We start from the raw sequence: 16645 nt of genomic DNA, 5'->3' as shown, positions 1-16645 counted from the left end.
ACAACCGGGAAAACTGGCGCTCTCTGAGGATGGCCAGTTTTTGTACCTGGGCCTGGCGCAGACCAGCCTCGTTTACCGGATTTCCCCGGACTCAGGGGCCATTGATTTCCGCTTGTGGCTGGGCAATGATCCAAACTTCGGGCCGTATTTGCCTTTTGATTTGGCCGTGCTCCCCGGCCGCCCGCAATCGGTCGCCGTCAGTGCCATTGCCCCATCAACTCATCTACTCATCAATTAATATTCGCTTTCTTCGTATGGCCGGCAAACAAGTTTTGCAATAGCAAATACAGTACGGGCGTCGCCAGCAGTGACAGAAGAACCGAAATGCACAGGGCGCCGATCACCGCGATGGCCAACGGCTTGAGCATGTCGGCCCCGGAACCGATGCCGTATGCCAGAGGCAGCATGCCCAGAGCGGCGGCCAGTGATGTCATCAGCACCGGCCGCAAGCGCCGCCGGCCCGACCGGACCAAGGCTTCGGTCAAATTGTGACCTTCGCCCCGCAAATGGTTGACAAAATCGAGCATCAAAATACCGTTTTTAGCAACGATGCCGACACCTATGATCGCACCTAAAAACGATACGACATTCAGAGAGGTGCCAGTAAACCACAACGCTAAAATCGAGCCAAATATCGCCAGTATCGCACCAAAGACAATGGCGATGGGCTCATAAAACGAGCCGAACTCAACCAGCAGCACGGTAAACACAAGCAAAATCGCCATCACCAAAACCACCAGCAAATTAAAAAACGACTCCCGTTGTTGCTCATACAAACCGCCGTACTCGATGCTGCCGGCGGGAATCGAAGTGTCATTTTCCAAGGCGGCGCGAATTTCGTTCATGGCGCTGCCCAAATCGCGCCCTTCAAGGCGGCCGGTGATGGCCACGTCCTGGCGCAAATCATCACGGCGTAATTCATATTGACCTGGCTCCTCAACGATATCGGCCACCTGCGACAATTTGATCAACGCGCCATCGGCCGCGCGCAACGGCAACTCGCGTAACTTCGTTAAGCGCGAAATAAAAACGGGTTCGACTTTGACACGAATATCGACCACCCGGTCACCTTCAAGGACGGATGAAGCCGTACGCCCCAGCATGGCAATATTGACGGCAGCGGCAATATCATCGCTACTGATGCCGAATCGCTGCGCAGCGGCATATCGAACATGCAAACCAATCGTCGGCCCGGTCGAGACGAGGCCATTGTACGTATCGACGACACCGGGAATGGTCTTGAGTTTTTTCTCGATTTCCGAAGCTTTTTTCTTCAGGAAGGCACTGTCTTTTGAGAATAGTTTCACTTCGATCGGCTGCGGCGACCACATCAGGTCACCGATAAGGTCGCCTAAAATACCCGGGAATTCCCAATTCATATCGGGCACGGCTTGGTTGAATTTATTCCGCAATTCGGCAATGACCTCTGCAGTCGAACGCGACCGGTTTGGTTTCAGCTTCACCAGGAAATCACCGTTATTGGGTTCGCAAACGGCTAAGGCAAGCCGGGCGCCAGTACGCCGCGAAAAACTTTCGAGTTCCGGAATCGTCTTTAAAATCCGCTCCGCTTTTAAAAGTTGATGGTGCGTTTCCGCCAAACTGGTTCCCGGAGGGCTGAGATAATCGATGACGAACCCGCCCTCATCCATCTCCGGCAGGAATTCACTCTTGAGTTGCAAATACAACCCGATACCGGCCAGGATGATCAAACCACAGACGGCAAGTGTCAGCCGCGGCCGCTTGAGGACCGCGCGCACAGCCCGTTCATAAATGGCGATCACCCGGGTGAGCAGCGGACCGGCCGCATCCCCGGCATTTGCCGAAGCAACGGCATGCGCACGGATAAAAAATGCCGCCAGGGCGGGCGTTAATGTGACGGCGAGTACAAGCGACATCAGTAACGCCACAACCATTGTCAATGCCAGGGAACGGAAGAAGACTCCGGTAAGACCATCTAAAAACGCCAGCGGCACGAACACGACAACCGGCGTCAAGGTGGAACCGACCAGCGGGCGATATATTTCGGCGATGGCCCGGCCGATCGCCTCGGACTTGGGCAAGCCGCTGCGGATATTGGTATGAATCGCCTCGACCACGACAATAGCGTCATCGATGATCAGGCCGATGGCGGCGGCGATGCCGCCCAGCGTCATCAAATTAAAGCTGAGACCGGCGAACTTCATCGCCAGCAACGTGACCAGGACGGTGACCGGGATCACCAGCGTGGCGATCATGGTCGTGCCCCAGTTTTTCAGAAAGAAGTAGAGGATCAGGATTGATAAGAACAGACCGAAAAAAATCGCTTCCCAAACGCTTGCCACCGACGACCGCACGATCAGCGATTGATCATAAAAAAACGCCAGCTTCAAGTCAGGAGAAAGATGCCGCTTCAATTCGCCGATCTCCTCATGGAGCCCCTTGGCGATATCGAGGATACTGCCGTCGGGTTGACTGTGGATATTCAAAAGCACCGCATCCCGGCCGTCGGCGGTGACGACATTGAATACGGGTTCGGGGCCACGCTGGACCACGGCGATATCGCGGATGCGGACCGGATGCGAGTTCGACACCATCACGATGAAGTCTTCGATATCCTTGATGGTATGAACCCTGCCGTCAACGACGGTCAGATAGAGCATATGGTTCTCTTCATGCATGCCCGATGATGCGATCAGATTGTTTTTCTCGAATGCGTCCGTAACCTGCGTCAAGGTGAGCCCGGCCGCATGCAGCCGCAACGGGTCAACCACGACATGGAACTCCGGGGCACACCCACCGACCAGATTGACCCTGGCCACATCGGGGATACGCAGGAAACGAGGCTTGATCTCATAACGGGCGATTTCCCACAAATCGGTGATGGAACGCGTGCTACTGGTCAAGCTGACGCCGATCATCGGGAAATTGGAAAAGGTGGCACGGAATACTTTGGCATCGGTGGTGGTCGGCAACGTACCGCGAATCTGCGCAAGCCGGCCAAGGACAAAAAGCTCCGCTTTGATCATGTCGACTTGCCAATTAAAAAAGACATTGACTTCGGCCGAACCGCGCCCGGTCGCCGAACGGATCGTCGTCACACCGGGGATGTCTTTCATCGCCTCTTCGATCGGCCGGGTGATCGTTGCCATCATCTCTTCGGACGGCATCACGCCATTATCAATAAGCAGGACGACCCGCGGGAAATCGGTCTTGGGAAAAACCGACGAAGGCAGACTCAACGCGGCATAGACGCCCGCCATGCACAGGACGATCGTCATAAAGATAATCAGCAGCGAATGCTGCCCGGCGAAATTGACGAATGTGCGTTTAGGTTCCATGTTTTTTATCGCCGGCGGTCACGACTTTCGTTTTGTCGGGCAGCCCATAGGCGCCGTCGGTGATAACCTGCTGCCCTTCCTTCAAACCCTCTGCCGCTACTTCAACAAGACCGGCATCGCGCAGCCCCGCTTTAACCACTTTTTGCAGCGCGTGGTCGCTTTCAACCAGCATGATCGCCGGGTTGCCGTCGTCATCTTTCACCAGCGCCGCTTCGGGTACAGCCAGACAACCGGCATGTTCGGCGCAGATGATGCGCAGGGTCAGGAACCGGCCCAATTGCAATTTGACGCTTCTGGGCAGCGTGGCGCGGATCGTCACCGTATCCGATTTGGGATCGACCGCAGCGCCGACATAGATCAATTTTCCACCGTTGACGATAGCTGGCGCGTCTTCACGATCGATCGTATTCTGACCACCAGTCAATTCAACCGTTTGATCGGTTCTAAGCGCTGCCGCTTCGTTGACCGGCACAGACGCCGTTACGATCAGCCGCTCCAGGTCGACGACATCGGCGAGAATGGTCGCTGTTTCGACACTCTCCCCGGGGCGGACAAAGATTTGCGTGACCATGCCGTCAATGGGGGCAATGATCTGCAACAGTTTTTGTTGGATTTGGGCATTGGCCAGATCGTTGCGGGCGGTTTTCAATTGCAATTCGGCCTCTTCGACGTTTTTCTGCGCGGTCCCCTCGACCGCGAGCAGTTTTTTTTGCCGTTCATCGGTAAACTCGGCAAAGACAAGCGACTGCCTGGCTTTCTCAACCGCCAGATCGGCGACGCGGCTATCGAGGCTGAACAAGGCATCGCCTTTGCGGACAGATTGACCCTCGCGGCAATAGACCTGCGCCAACATGCCAGCAAATGGGCTGGCGATGCGCGACCCGGCCGGCGCGGTATTTTCCCCGGCCGGCTGGGCTTCCACCACGCCGTAGGCAACCACCACGCGGTGAAGGGTTGTGCGCACGATCGGTGCAACCTCGACAGTCACTTCGGGTTCAACTTTTTCGCCTTCGTTGGCGTTTTTCAGTATCAAGCCGCGCCACACGACGATGGCGATGATGACAATGATGATTAGGGCGATGATAATCGTTTTCGGGCGTCTACTCATGATTGTTTCTCCTTCAGCGCTTGGACCGGCTTGGGGCGACCTGCAATTGTTCCGGTGACAACTCCAATGCGCTTTGCACGGCGTTTTCAAATGCCCCGATCGCTTCTTGAGCCTTGATCAGCGCATTCAAACGGGATATGTAGGCGGTATTCAACTCCAGCCTGAGCGCCAAGAGGTCGGCTTTTGATATTTCTCCGATTTCATGCATCGCGGCGGCGGTTTTTTCCTGTTTTTGCAAATTGTTCAGCAACTCCTCTGCAGCCTCTGCCTGTGGGAGAGCAGCTTTGATTCCAGCCAACGCGCTGTCGATCTCGCTTAAAATACTCGCTTGCAATGCCAAAAAACGCGCGGCGGCCTCACTCCGACGTGCTTCGGCTTCGGCGATTGGGCCGCGGTTGCGGCTGAATATGGGCAAATTGAATGTGATCCCCAACGTCCATTTATTTTGCGATTGGTCCAACTGATAACCCGGCCCCAGATGGATATCGGGGTATTGGCGGGCCACTTCGAGCCGCAATGACGATTGCGCGGCGGCATACTCGGCCAGCGCGCTCAAAATGTCGTTCCTGGCGGTTAGAGCATGCAAGCGCGCTTCCTTTTCGGAAATTTTAACGTCGTAACGTTCAAATTCATCATAATGTATCGGCAATTCCTTGACGACATGAAAGGGCACACCCATAGCCGCGGCGAGTTTCACCCACGCCTGGCTGCGGGCTTTCTCAGCTTCAAATAAATCCAGGCGACTCGATTGCATGGCGATCCGCAACTGGGCAACCTGATAGGCCGAGATAGCGCCAGCGGCATGTTGCGCCTCGGCTATCGCCGTATTGGCGGCGAGAGCGCTTTGTCTTTCATTTAAGAGTACGCATGCTTGCTCCGCTCCATACAACTCAAGCACACTCTGACGCAAACGGCTGTATACCTGCCAGGCGACGGTATGGATATTGAGGTAGGCAGCCTCGGAGAATTGGCGGGCCCGGGCTATTCGGATGCCGCGTTTCCCCGCCGTTTCAATGGTAATGTCGAGGCTGAACCCCGGGCTCCAGCGAGTTCCTTCGCCAACCGGGATGGAGCTGTTGTAAGTGGGGGCGAAAGAGAAATCCGGATTGGGTCGCTCACCCGCCGTAATCCTGCCGGCCTGGGTAACGCCCCATTGCGCCCGGGCGACATCGAGATCGGGGTGGTAAAACAAGCTGACCAGCGTCAACGCTTTGATATCCCACGATTTCATCGGCCACTCGGGGGTTTGTCCATTGATTCTAAAAAACTCTTTCAACTCCGCCGCATCCAATGTGCGTTCTTCAAAATCGCCGAGCGTTTTGTCAGCAAAGATGGGTTGGGGATGATAGCGCACGCAACCTGAAAAAAAAATTGCGAACAAAAACAGACAATTTATTTTTTTTCTATGCAATATCATCATTTTTTGTTTTAAAATGAATAACAATCCAGGCAGCACTTTCTTGCACGATGAAATGATGGTTGAATATCCACTGCTGTTCAAAATAACACAGATGCAAAATAGATGTCAATTGCAGTGTAGGCTTTTCGGGCTATAAGCCTTTGAGCCGGTTTCGCTAAGATTTCATCCCAAATTCATGCAAACGACAGAAAACTCAAAGCGCTCGGCGTTGAGTTTTTTTTTGCATGGAATATAATGTTTGCAAGAAATCATTCAGTTGAATGCTTTACTTTTGATAAAAGCGACAGGAGGCGAAATGAAAAAATCTTTTGCTGAAGGAATTTTATTGTTGCTGGCAATGATTGTACTCCTATTCAACCCGGGGCCCAATGCCAGCGAGAAACCGGTTGGCTACCATCTGATTAAAAAAACCATGCTGGGCGGGGAAGGGTTCTGGGACTACCTGGCCCTGGATAAGAAAACGCGAACCATGTACATCACCCACGGCACGGAAGTCGTTCTCTTCCAGGTCGATTCCGGCCGGAAACTGGAATCGATCACCGGATTGCAGGGGGTGCACGGGGTGGCCTTCGCCCCCAAATTCGGCCGCGGCTACATCAGCAACGGCCGGGCCGATGCATTGACCGTTTTCGATCTAAAGACGGGGGAAAAGTCGGCTGACGTCAAGACCGGCGCCAACCCCGATGCGCTCCTTTACGACGACTTCAGCGGCCGCCTGTTCTCCTTCAACGGCCGCAGCGCCGACGCCACGGTGGTGAACGCGGCCGACAACAGCTTGGCCGGCACGATCGCCCTGGGCGGAAAACCCGAGTTCGCCCAAAGCGACGGCAACGGCACCGTTTTCGTCAATATCGAGGACACCGGCGAGATCGCGGCCCTCGACAGCCGGTGCCTCAAGGTCGTTCGCCGCTGGAAGCTGGCCCCTGGCCAGGAGCCGAGCGGCCTGACCTTTGACCTGAAGAACCGGCGCCTGTTTTCCGTTTGCGCCAACAACCTGCTGGTGGTCTCCGACGCCGACAGCGGCGCCATCATCGCGACGGCGCCCATCGGCTCAGGCTGCGACGGCGTCCGTTTTGATCCGGCTACCGGCCTCATCTTCAGTTCCAACGGCGAGGGGACTATGACCGTCATCCGCCAGCTGACGCCCGACTCGTACGCCGTCGTGGAAACAGTGGCCACCGCCCGCGGTGCGCGCACCCTGGAGCTCGATGCGCAGACCCATCACATTTTTTTGGTGACAGCCGAATTCGCCCCCGCTCCGGCGGCGACGGCGGAGAATCCCCGCCCGCGGCCGCAGGTGCTGCCCGGAACCTTCCAAATCCTTGAGTACGGGGAATGAAGCGCCGCGCAATAAAAAGCGCCACGGTCGGCGTCCGATAATGAATATGGCCGGCTGAAGGGGAAAAATGGTTCAGCCCATTACGGCCTTGTGCTTGAGGAAGGTGCCGGCCTCGTACTCGGCGAAGGCGGTGCGCAGCTCCTCCTCGGTATTCATGACGATGGGGCCGCGCCAAGCCACCGGTTTGCGCAGAGGCTTGCCCGACACGAGCAGGAAGCGCGCCCCAGCCTTGCCGGCTCTTATTTCCACACCGTCGCCGTCGCCGAACGTCACCAGCTTTCCCGCCCCGGCTGCCTTTTTCTTCCCCGGGTCAAAGAACCCCTGCAGACCGGTCCGCCGGTTCTCGCGCGGCATCTCCTGGTGGATGACCCCCGAGCCGGCCGTCATCCATTGCACATCGCCGGGTCCGATCACTCCCTGGTTGCCCATGCTGTCGCCGTGGTCGATCTCCCCTTTCAGCACATAAGTGATGGTTTTGATGCCGCGGTGCGGGTGCCAGGGAAAACCCGCGATATAATCCCCGGGATCCTTGGAGCCAAAATCGTCCAGTAGCAGGAAAGGATCGAGCCCGGGAACTTTCTCGAAGCCGAACATCCGCTTCAGCCGTACGCCGGCCCCTTCCAAAGTAGGAACGCCCGCCTGAACCGTTTTGATTTTTCTGATTGTTTTCATGATCACACTCCTTCGTTCAGTTGCAGCTGCGGGTTCCGGCGGCTGAGAATTGCGAAGCGCATGCGGCCGCCGCAATGATATTCGACCAGGTCCATAACGTCTTTTCCTGCCGCTGCCACATCTGCCTCCGTCACCGGCGGCAAGGCGTCGATGTTGAACTCGATGGCCGTCGTTTCCGGCAGGGTCAGTGTATGGTTGGCCTGGCGCCAGATCCAGCGCCGGGTCAGGACCCTGTCCCCTTCGGTGAAAATATACTCTCCGGGCTGCGGGTGCTCGACTGCTTGCGAACCGAAAGGGATGAACTCCTCGGCGCCGGATGCGGGGCGCAGCTCGATGTCGCGCCTGAGCACGTCGATGGCGTGGCCGCCGACCGGAAGCAGGTGGCGCAGGGAGACGAGGTTGCCGATATCAACCAACGCATTGATCACAGGCAGGTCCTGGCCGTGCAGCACCCGGCGCAGCAGCGCCTCGATCGACGGCCGGAAATCGCCGGGCTTGTAACCGAGTTCGCGGAAGGCCTCGCGCCACGAGGCCAGGCGCGGCTCAAGGGTCAGGGTCTCCAGCTTCAGCCGCTCCCGCGCCCGCGCTTCCTCGTTTCGCAGTAACTGGAGCAGCTCGGGCGGAGTGGCGCCGTTGCGGACCTGGCAGGCCCAGACCACGCCGCGCAAATATTCGGGAAATTTGGCGAACACCGCACCGGCGATCGAATAATTCAGATCTTTCATCGAGCCCTCAAGGAAATAATAAACAACGTCCAAGGGTTTGATGAATCAAAACCCTACGTGAATAACCATTGTAGAACATTTTTTTATTCCATTCTATTGACTGGGTTATCTTCATCTAGTGGCCAATTGGTTGGATTGTCCCTGATATATTTTCTTATTCTGGACAATTCATTTCGATCACGAATAATATGTTCATGGTAATTGCGCTGCCAATAAAAGGAAATATTTACTTCATTTCTTATTTTCAGGACAGACTTAGCCTTGAAAAATCGGATGATCTTCCCCAATGTTACTGCTGGATTCTTCATCATTATCCAATCATTGTGGATTTGATCGGATGTAGGGGTTTGATTAATCAAACCCCTACCGATTAAACAATAGGATTTTTTTTATCCTTTTTTCCTGCCATAACCGCCCGTTTCAGAACTCGATCTCGCCGATGGTGGCGACCTCCTTGCTCTCGGACAGGCGCAGGGTCAGGGATTTTTTCTTTTCATTGGCGCGGCCCCAGTTGGTGAAGACATCGATCTGCACGGTAACCGGGCCGAGCATGCTGCTCGATCTGCTCCCATAGTAATTGGCTTGGATCTTGTAGACACCGTGCTTGGCCTTGCGGATAAGATACTCTTCCGGGCCGTAGCCGTCGGTAAAATCCCGGGAGACCAGCCCGCCGATCGATGTACGGTTGTGGCTGTAGAAGGCCTTTTCCTCAGTGGGCTCGGTCACCCACAGGTCGATGTCGGTCATATCGGCGTCCCAGGTCATGACAACGCGGATATCGAGGTCCATGGGTGTGATCAACCTCGGTGAGACCTTGAATTCAGTGACCCCGGCAGCCCTGGCTTTTTCGATGATGTTGTTCATTTCCTCCAGCGCGATCAGTTCGATCTCGTTAAACCGGTCCCATTGGCCCATCACGATGTGATTGAGAAGCTCGATGGCCCGCTCGTATTTTTTCTGCGTCGCCAGCACCAAGGCCAGGTCGCGATACGATTGCGGCTCTTCGGGCCGCAAGCGCAGGACCTCGGCAAAGACCCAGGCGCTCGATTCCAGGTATTCCAATTGTTGCAGGCGGTGGCCCAGGACACGCAGCAGGGCACCGTTTTCCAGCTCGAGTTCGGCGATATTGGACAACACCCGCAAGCCCAAGCCGGCCTTTTTATGCGCAAAGAAAAAATCGGTGCAGTCCAGGTAAAAGCCTGGGGAAGCCCCATACTGCTTCCTTTGCTCCATGTAGACGGCGTATTGTTCACCATCGGCAGCAGCTTTCAGGGCCTGGATATAGGGCGCTTGCGGGTCCCAGGCCAGGATGGCGATCGCCGGCTCCGATCCTCCCTTGCCAGGGACGGCGGGCTCAGCCTGGGACGCTCCTTCCACCCCGCCCATGACGCCAGCGACCACCCCTCCTTCAACGCCCCCTTCAACGCCGCCATCCACTCCATCCGCCTCGTACTCGTCCTCGACATTTGCGGCAACGGCCGTCGACCTCACGTCAACGGGAGCAACACGGGCAGCGATGGTCACTTCCTCACGTATTGCTCCCAGTTCCATGGGGATGGTCACCGCTATGGTTTTTCCCGCCGGCAGGCGCAGGTTCTCGTAATGAACGGTGCGGAACCCTTCCAGTTCCGCTTTCAACTCATATACTCCGGCAGGGACATGCCGATACCAGAACTTCCCCTCCTCATCCGAAACGACGGCTGTCTGCGCGCCATGCGGATCTTTCAAGGAAATGGTTACCCCGGGAATCGGCGAACCGTCTTCCAAAACTATTTTTCCCAGGATCCCGGCATTGCTCCTGGGGTCCAACTGAGCTGAAGAGGCGGTCGGAACGGTCCGGCGCCGGGCCGGAGGTGCTTGCCTGGCTGGAGGCGCAGAATTGACCGGAATGGTCTGGACGGCAGCCGGCGGCTTTTGCTTCGGCTCGGGGAGCTTGGAAAAATCGGTTTTCCACCAGTCGCTGCGGTTCGACCAGAGGGAGAGTATTTTTTCAAATCTGTCCTCTTCCAGACGTTTGCGGCCTGAATCTATTTGCTCGATGCGCACGAGGTACTGACGGCGCATATCGGGAAGCGATTTGGGCGGCATGATCCGGTGCTCGACGTATTGCTCTAGGTTGTCAAGGACGATCAGGGACGTTCCGGGAGTCACCAGGCCGTACGCCTTCCCCGTCTCGATGAGTTCCTTATTGTTGCGCCGGGAAAATATCATGAGCTCTTCGATCTTTTTCTGGGCCCAGAAGGTTTGCAGCAGCTCGCCTTCAACGGCGTTGGCGCGGTAAATCCTGTATGGTATTTTTTTGCCCGCACCTCCTTCGCGCCCAAAATTCAGGACAATGCTCCCTTCTTCAGCAAGGAGCCTGCCGACCAGGACGAACCTTGGACCGGCTGCCCGCGCGCTGCGCGGATAGGTGTCGCGGATATGGCTTTCATCGGCTTCGCTCCCGCTAAAGCGTAACAGCGGCCGGCCGACGGCCTGCGCCGCGTCGGTTGTTCTCACTTGCGCCAGGTTGAAGTAGCGGCCGTTGTTTTTTTCAGCCAGGTGGTGCAAAAAAGGATGGTTGGCCTGGCTGTCGCCGGAAAAGACATAGAGCGGAGCGTCGAATGCGGCCGGTTCTTCTTCTCCGAAATTGGCGATCCCATCGCTGAAAAGCAGGTATTGGTCCGGTTTTGATCCGGATGCCGCCGGGGCTAGGCATCCGGTTGTCGTGCCGCCGTCGTATTCGACTTTGGCAAGGATAGACAGAAGTTTCTCAACATTGCCGTTTTCAATCCAGAATTTCTGCGGCTTTTCGCACTCGGAGCGGAAAAGGATCAATTCCAGGGCGATCCTCGCCCCAGGAAATCCGGCAAAATAAGTTTTTAAGAACTCGAATTCCCGCTGATGATCGCCCTTGCCGCGGGAGCCCGACGCGTCCCAGAAAATGGTGACCTGTCCGGGGACGACGGCCGCGTTCCGCGCTGCTGCCACGCTGCTTTCGGGGAAAGCGCTGACCAGGAAATAGTATTCTCCCTCAGGGTTTTTCTCCACGACCACGCGCGGCTTCGTGGCATCGGGGATCTCGATGACCAGGTCCTGAGGCAGGGAGGAATCGCTGAGTTTTGTTTCAGCGACAAAATTTTGCCGCCATTTCTTGAAGGCGAAAGCACCAATTTCCCCGGAACGGACTTTCGGTTCCTCATCGCCGTTGGCAACTTCTACCCGCAGGGAAAACTCTTTTATCTTTTGGCTGAAACGGAGCGGCAGCTGGTAGAACATGGCCCGTCCCCTGGGGAACAACTCGCTGAGGTAGCGGACCATGATGGTGCGGCTCCCATGGGCCGGGATGGGAAAGACGCGGGTCTTGAAGTTGTTGCCCTTCACCCACTCCACCAGCCCGGGATCAATGCGCACGCGGGTCAGGGATTCGAATACCTGCCGGCCCTTGTCCTTTTCCACGACCACGCCGTCGATCATCACGCCGTTGATGTCCAGGGCGTAGCCGCTCACGGTCGCCCCCTCGGGCAGTGGGAAATACAGGTCGCCAGCCAACTGCCGGTCGTATGGATTGCTGAAGGTCATCGTCATCCGCGTTTCAGCCACCACCCCGAGGATCCTGACATCCACGGCCAGCCCGGCAAGAAAGAGGGGCTCAGGCTTGTCGTTGTCAATGGACACCAGCGCCGGGACAGCCCCCTGGGCCGCAATGACGGTAGGGATGCCGATAACAAGCAATCCTAGGAACACCAGAAAGGACATGAATGAAATTTGTTTTCTCATTGTTACCCCCTTCAATACTGCCGATCAAGCAATATTCGTACCAGGAACAGCCCTTTTCCCTGCGATCCAGGACAGATCATGACTTATCGGATCAATCCATGCCGTTTCATACATAGAGATTAACACATAATTCAAAAAACTGAATCGACCATTCAATTTTCCTGTCATGCCGCCGCCCTCGCCCATGATAGCAAAGCCATCTAACATGGTCCACCTCCTTGATGATGTTATGCATCAAATATGCAGTGCGCCAGGGCATGAAAAGACCGGGATCATGATTCAGGACCCTTTTAGCAAAAATCTCAGATGGACTGTCCTTCCCGCCAGTGGCGCAGGATGGCGGCCACCAAGGGCGCTCCAGCCAGGAGGAAAAGGGCGCCAAGCGCGATAAAAGCGGCTGAGAGGGAGAAGGCGTTAACCAGGCGGCCGAAGAGCGGCGAGATGACGATGAACATCACGCTCCCGGCCATCGAGGCCAGGGAGAGGACGGTGGCCCGGACATCGGAGCCGACGGCCAGGTTGAGCCGCTCGAGCAGCACCGGGTAGGCCAGGTTCCAGAGCAGGGCGTTGGCCGGCACCAGCGCCAGGAGCCAGATGCTCGGGAACAGACCGAGCAGGACAAAGCACAGCGGGCTGAACAGCGCCAGGAGCAGGGCGGCCCTGGCCCCGAAACGCTCGCTGAAGGCATGCGCCCAGCCGCCGCCCAGGGCGCCGGCCAGTTGGAACGCCGCGAACAGGACGCCGAACCAGCCGATGCCGATGCCCAGGCCCTGGTAAAGGAGAAAATAGGCCCAGACGCCGGTCAGGTTGCAGGCCATGATCAGGCCGGCGAACAGCACCACCGGCCGGATATGGGGCTCCCTCAGGCAGAAGCGGCAGATGCGCAGGATATCCCGCAGCGGCTCATGCGAGCGGCGCTTCTCCCGCTCAGGCTCGGCCAGGGCAACGGTAAGCGGCGGCATGAACAGGGCCGAACCGATGTTGACCAGGAAGGGCAGGCGCAGGAAGACCGCGGCCAGCAGCCCGCCGGCTACCGACGAGACGGCGGTGCCAGTCCGGGCGAAAAGGGCATTCCGCCCTTCGTAGCGCTTGTATTCCCCCTCGCGCTTGAGCTGGCGCAGCGAATCGAAGAGCAGAGCCGAGTCGCAGCCCGAGCGCATGCTGATGCTCACAGCCAATACGGCCTCGGCGCAGACGAAGGCGGCAAAGCTTCGGCCGACGGCATATACGCCCATGCCAAGGGGGAAGAAAATCGCCCCCAGGATCAGCGTTTTCCTGCGGCCGACCACGTCGGCCAGGTAGCCCGAAGGGACTTCCAAGAGGAGGACGACCAGGTGGAAGGCGGCCTGGATGGTGAAAATCTGGGTGGAATTCAAACCGTTTGCCGTGTAATAAAGGATCAGCACCGGCGCAATGGGGAGGAAGTCCCCCAGGAATCTCAGGGCGAGGATCTTCCACAGGTTGCGGCTGACTATTTCGGATCCGCTTGGCACAGGCAATTGCGTTTCAGGGGGGTAGGGGTTTGATTAATCAAACCCCTCCGCTTCAACGAACGAAAGCCTTGCGTCCGGCATAAACGGCAGCTGAGCCCAGCTCTTCCTCAATGCGCAGCAGTTGGTTGTACTTCTCCACCCGCTCGCCGCGGCAGGGAGCGCCCGTTTTCAGGTGGCCGGTGGCCATGGCCACGGTGAGGTCGGCGATGAAGCTGTCGACCGTCTCGCCGCTGCGGTGCGAAACCATCGCCCCCCAGCCGGCGCCGCGCGCCATGGTGATCGCCGCCTTCGTCTCGGTCAGCGTGCCGATCTGGTTGAGCTTGATCAGCACGGCATTGGCCGCGTTCTCTGCGATGCCGCGCTCGATGCGCGTGACGTTGGTCACGAAGAGGTCGTCGCCGACCAGCTCGACCCGGACGCCGATATCCATATTGAGAAGCTTCCATCCTTCCCAGTCGTCCTCGGCCAGTCCGTCTTCAAGAACGACTATGGGATATTTTTTCGTCCAATCGGCCCACATGGCCACCATCTGCTCCGAGTCGATCTTGCGCTTTTCAGTGCGCAGATTGTAAAACCCGTCCTCGTAAAAGGCGCTGGAGGCGGGATCGAGGGCGATGGCGATATGCTCGCCGGGCTTATAGCCGGCGGCGGCGATCGCCTTGAGGATCAGTTCCACCGCCTCGGCATTTGTTTTCAGCGCCGGCGCGAAGCCGCCCTCGTCGCCGACACCGGTCGAATAGCCGGCGTCCTTCAACACTTTCTTCAAGGCATGGTAGGTCTCGGCCCCCCAGCGCAGGGCCTCGCGGAAGCTTGGGGCTCCGACCGGGGCGATCATGAACTCCTGCAGGTCGGTCCCCTGCCAGTTGGCGTGGGCGCCGCCGTTCATGATGTTGAAGCACGGGACGGGCAGGAGGTTGGCTTTTTTGCCGCCCAGATAAGCGTACAGGGGAAGCCCGGCGCTGGCGGCGGCGGCGCGGGCAACGGCCAGGCTGACTGCCAGGATGGCATTGGCGCCGAGGCGGCCCTTGTTTTCGCTGCCATCCAGGTCAATCATGATCCGGTCTATCTTTTCCTGGTCGAAGGCATCCTTTCCCTTGAGGGCGGCGGCGATCTCGCCGTTGACATGTCCGACCGCTTTCAGCACCCCCTTGCCCAGGTAGCGCTTCTTGTCCTCGTCGCGCAATTCGCACGCTTCGTGGACGCCGGTGGAGGCGCCCGACGGCGTGGCGGCGCGGCCGAACGATCCGTCGGCCAGTGTCACCTCCGCTTCCACGGTCGGGTTGCCGCGCGAGTCGAGTATCTCCCTGCCGAAAACCTTTTTGATCGCTTTGCCCATGTTATTTCTCCATGTTAATTTTCCCGGCTATTATACCAGATATCCCGGCGCGGTTAAAAAAAGCCTCGCCAGCGGCAGACTTGAAATTTGATCTGCCATGTGCTAAAAATCGGTGCTGAATCCAAAAGGAGACAAACCATGAAAAAAAGATCACTGATGCTCATTGGCGCCATGCTGTTCCTGCTGGGTGCCAGCCTGGCCGCAGAGCAAAAGGACAATCCCAAGTGCAAGGACCATCCCCTGTTCACGAGGATGCCGGGCAGCTGGCTCTATAACTGCGACCAGAAGCAGTTCGACAGCCACGATTTCATAGTTGCCAAGGGGAAGAAGGAGACGGTGGAAGGGCAGCTGTGGAAAATCACCTACTACCCGCAGAACGATCTCCCCTCGAAGCCGAGCGAGCTGCAGATCCAGCGCAACTTCGAGAACGCCGTTCAGAAGCTGGGCGGTACAGTCGTCTGGAGCGAGAAGGGCATTGACACGTACAAGATCATCAAGGACGGCAAGGAGATCTGGGTCCAGCTGTGGGCGGAGTTCACCGGCAAGTACGGGCTGACCATCGTGCAGAAGCAGGGCATGGCCCAGGATATCGTCGCCAACGCCGAGGCCTTCGCCAACGACATCAACGCCAGCGGCCACGCCGCGGTCTACGGCATCTTTTTCGATTCCGGCAAGTCGCTGATTAAGCCCGAGTCGGCCCAGGCCATCGGCGAGATCGCCAAGCTCCTGAAGAGCGACCCGGGACTGAAGCTCTTCGTGGTCGGCCATACCGACAACCAGGGAACCGTCGACGGCAACATCAAGCTGTCCCAGGACCGCGCCGAGGCCGTCCTAAAGGCGCTGGTCAGCGAGCACGGCATCGCCGCGGCGCGGCTGCGCTCATACGGCTGCGGCCAGTTCTCCCCCGTCGCCGCCAACGACAGCGAGGAGGGGCGCGCCAAGAACCGCCGCGTCGAGCTGGTCAAGCAGTAACTGTCGCCGATTCCATTCGGGAAATATGTAAAAATAGAATAAAAAAACAGGGCCGGCCTTTATTCTTTGCGCAGAAACACTTTTCCCCCATTGATAACCAGTATGGGTTCGCGCAGGACAGCCAAGTCCTTGAGCGGATTGCTTTTATATGCAACCAGATCGGCGTCCCAACCCGGTTTGAGCGCGCCCTTGGCCGACGAGATCTCAAGGCATTCCGCCGACAGCGAGGTCGCCGACCGGATCGCCTCCAGGTTCGACAAACCCGCGGACGCCAGTTGCATGATCTCATCGATAACCGTGGGTTCTTTCTCCTCATACCCGGTGTCCGTCCCTGCGACGACGGGGACTCCAAGCCGTCTGGCGGTCGCAACTGCCTGGCGGCCGCTTTTCAACAACATCTCTATTCTAGGGTGGAGTGCTCGCTCCTCGGGCGTGGAATCGGGCGTCAGGCCGACACTGAACCCATAGAGCGTCGGGACGAAATATGTACCACGGTCATGCATC

At 57.5% G+C, this 16645-nt stretch carries 13 protein-coding genes; 3 read left to right on the top strand and 10 right to left on the bottom strand.

Features of this window, described 5'->3' with window-relative positions; translation table 11 throughout:
- The coding region (locus tag NTW95_04980) for a hypothetical protein (GenBank protein MCX6556771.1) at nt 1–238 on the top strand (238 nt) is incomplete at its 5' end.
- Here the strand turns inward: NTW95_04980 and NTW95_04975 are convergent.
- The 3 genes from NTW95_04975 to NTW95_04965 are packed head-to-tail and all read right to left on the bottom strand — an operon-like array spanning nt 231 to nt 5926.
- Nucleotides 231–3317 (bottom strand): efflux RND transporter permease subunit, encoded by a 3087-nt coding sequence (locus tag NTW95_04975; protein MCX6556770.1) that lies wholly within the window; start codon nt 3315–3317, stop codon nt 231–233. The genes NTW95_04980 and NTW95_04975 overlap by 8 nt on opposite strands.
- On the bottom strand, nt 3307–4425 hold the full coding sequence (locus tag NTW95_04970; GenBank protein ID MCX6556769.1) for an efflux RND transporter periplasmic adaptor subunit: 1119 nt from the start codon (nt 4423–4425) through the stop codon (nt 3307–3309). The genes NTW95_04975 and NTW95_04970 overlap by 11 nt, the downstream gene beginning before the upstream one ends.
- Before the next feature lie 13 nt (nt 4426–4438).
- A complete protein-coding gene (locus tag NTW95_04965; GenBank protein ID MCX6556768.1) occupies nt 4439–5926 on the bottom strand; it encodes a TolC family protein in 1488 nt (495 codons plus the stop codon).
- Between the two features lie 214 nt (nt 5927–6140).
- Between NTW95_04965 and NTW95_04960 the strand changes: the two genes are divergently transcribed.
- Nucleotides 6141–7184, top strand: coding sequence for a YncE family protein (locus NTW95_04960; protein MCX6556767.1), 1044 nt, complete (start codon nt 6141–6143; stop codon nt 7182–7184).
- A 72-nt stretch (nt 7185–7256) separates the two neighbouring features.
- Here the strand turns inward: NTW95_04960 and NTW95_04955 are convergent, their stop codons facing one another.
- The 6 genes from NTW95_04955 to eno all read right to left on the bottom strand — a co-directional run bounded on the left by NTW95_04955 (nt 7257) and on the right by eno (nt 15169).
- On the bottom strand, nt 7257–7856 hold the full coding sequence (locus NTW95_04955; protein ID MCX6556766.1) for a pirin family protein: 600 nt from the start codon (nt 7854–7856) through the stop codon (nt 7257–7259).
- A gap of 2 nt (nt 7857–7858) precedes the next feature.
- Nucleotides 7859–8581 (bottom strand): phenylalanine--tRNA ligase beta subunit-related protein, encoded by a 723-nt coding sequence (locus NTW95_04950; protein ID MCX6556765.1) that lies wholly within the window; start codon nt 8579–8581, stop codon nt 7859–7861.
- Between the two features lie 420 nt (nt 8582–9001).
- Complete coding sequence (locus NTW95_04945) at nt 9002–12340, bottom strand: VIT domain-containing protein (protein ID MCX6556764.1); 3339 nt, start codon at nt 12338–12340, stop codon at nt 9002–9004.
- Between the two features lie 24 nt (nt 12341–12364).
- Nucleotides 12365–12547: a hypothetical protein gene (locus tag NTW95_04940; GenBank protein ID MCX6556763.1), complete on the bottom strand. Its 183-nt coding sequence runs from the start codon at nt 12545–12547 to the stop codon at nt 12365–12367.
- 95 nt (nt 12548–12642) lie between these two features.
- On the bottom strand, nt 12643–13833 hold the full coding sequence (locus tag NTW95_04935; GenBank protein ID MCX6556762.1) for an MFS transporter: 1191 nt from the start codon (nt 13831–13833) through the stop codon (nt 12643–12645).
- Nucleotides 13834–13885: 52 nt separating this feature from the next.
- Nucleotides 13886–15169, bottom strand: coding sequence for a phosphopyruvate hydratase (eno, locus tag NTW95_04930; GenBank protein ID MCX6556761.1), 1284 nt, complete (start codon nt 15167–15169; stop codon nt 13886–13888).
- A gap of 138 nt (nt 15170–15307) precedes the next feature.
- On the opposite strand from eno, the gene NTW95_04925 reads away from it, so the two are divergent.
- Nucleotides 15308–16141, top strand: a complete 834-nt coding sequence (locus NTW95_04925; GenBank protein ID MCX6556760.1) for an OmpA family protein — start codon at nt 15308–15310, stop codon at nt 16139–16141.
- Nucleotides 16142–16200: 59 nt separating this feature from the next.
- Here the strand turns inward: NTW95_04925 and NTW95_04920 are convergent.
- Nucleotides 16201–16645: amidohydrolase family protein (locus NTW95_04920; protein ID MCX6556759.1), on the bottom strand; the 445-nt coding region annotated here is incomplete at its 5' end.

This window comes from Candidatus Aminicenantes bacterium (assembly GCA_026393795.1).
In the GTDB taxonomy this organism is placed as follows: Bacteria; Acidobacteriota; Aminicenantia; order UBA2199; family UBA2199; genus UBA2199.
This window is presented reverse-complemented; position numbering and strand designations above follow the sequence as displayed.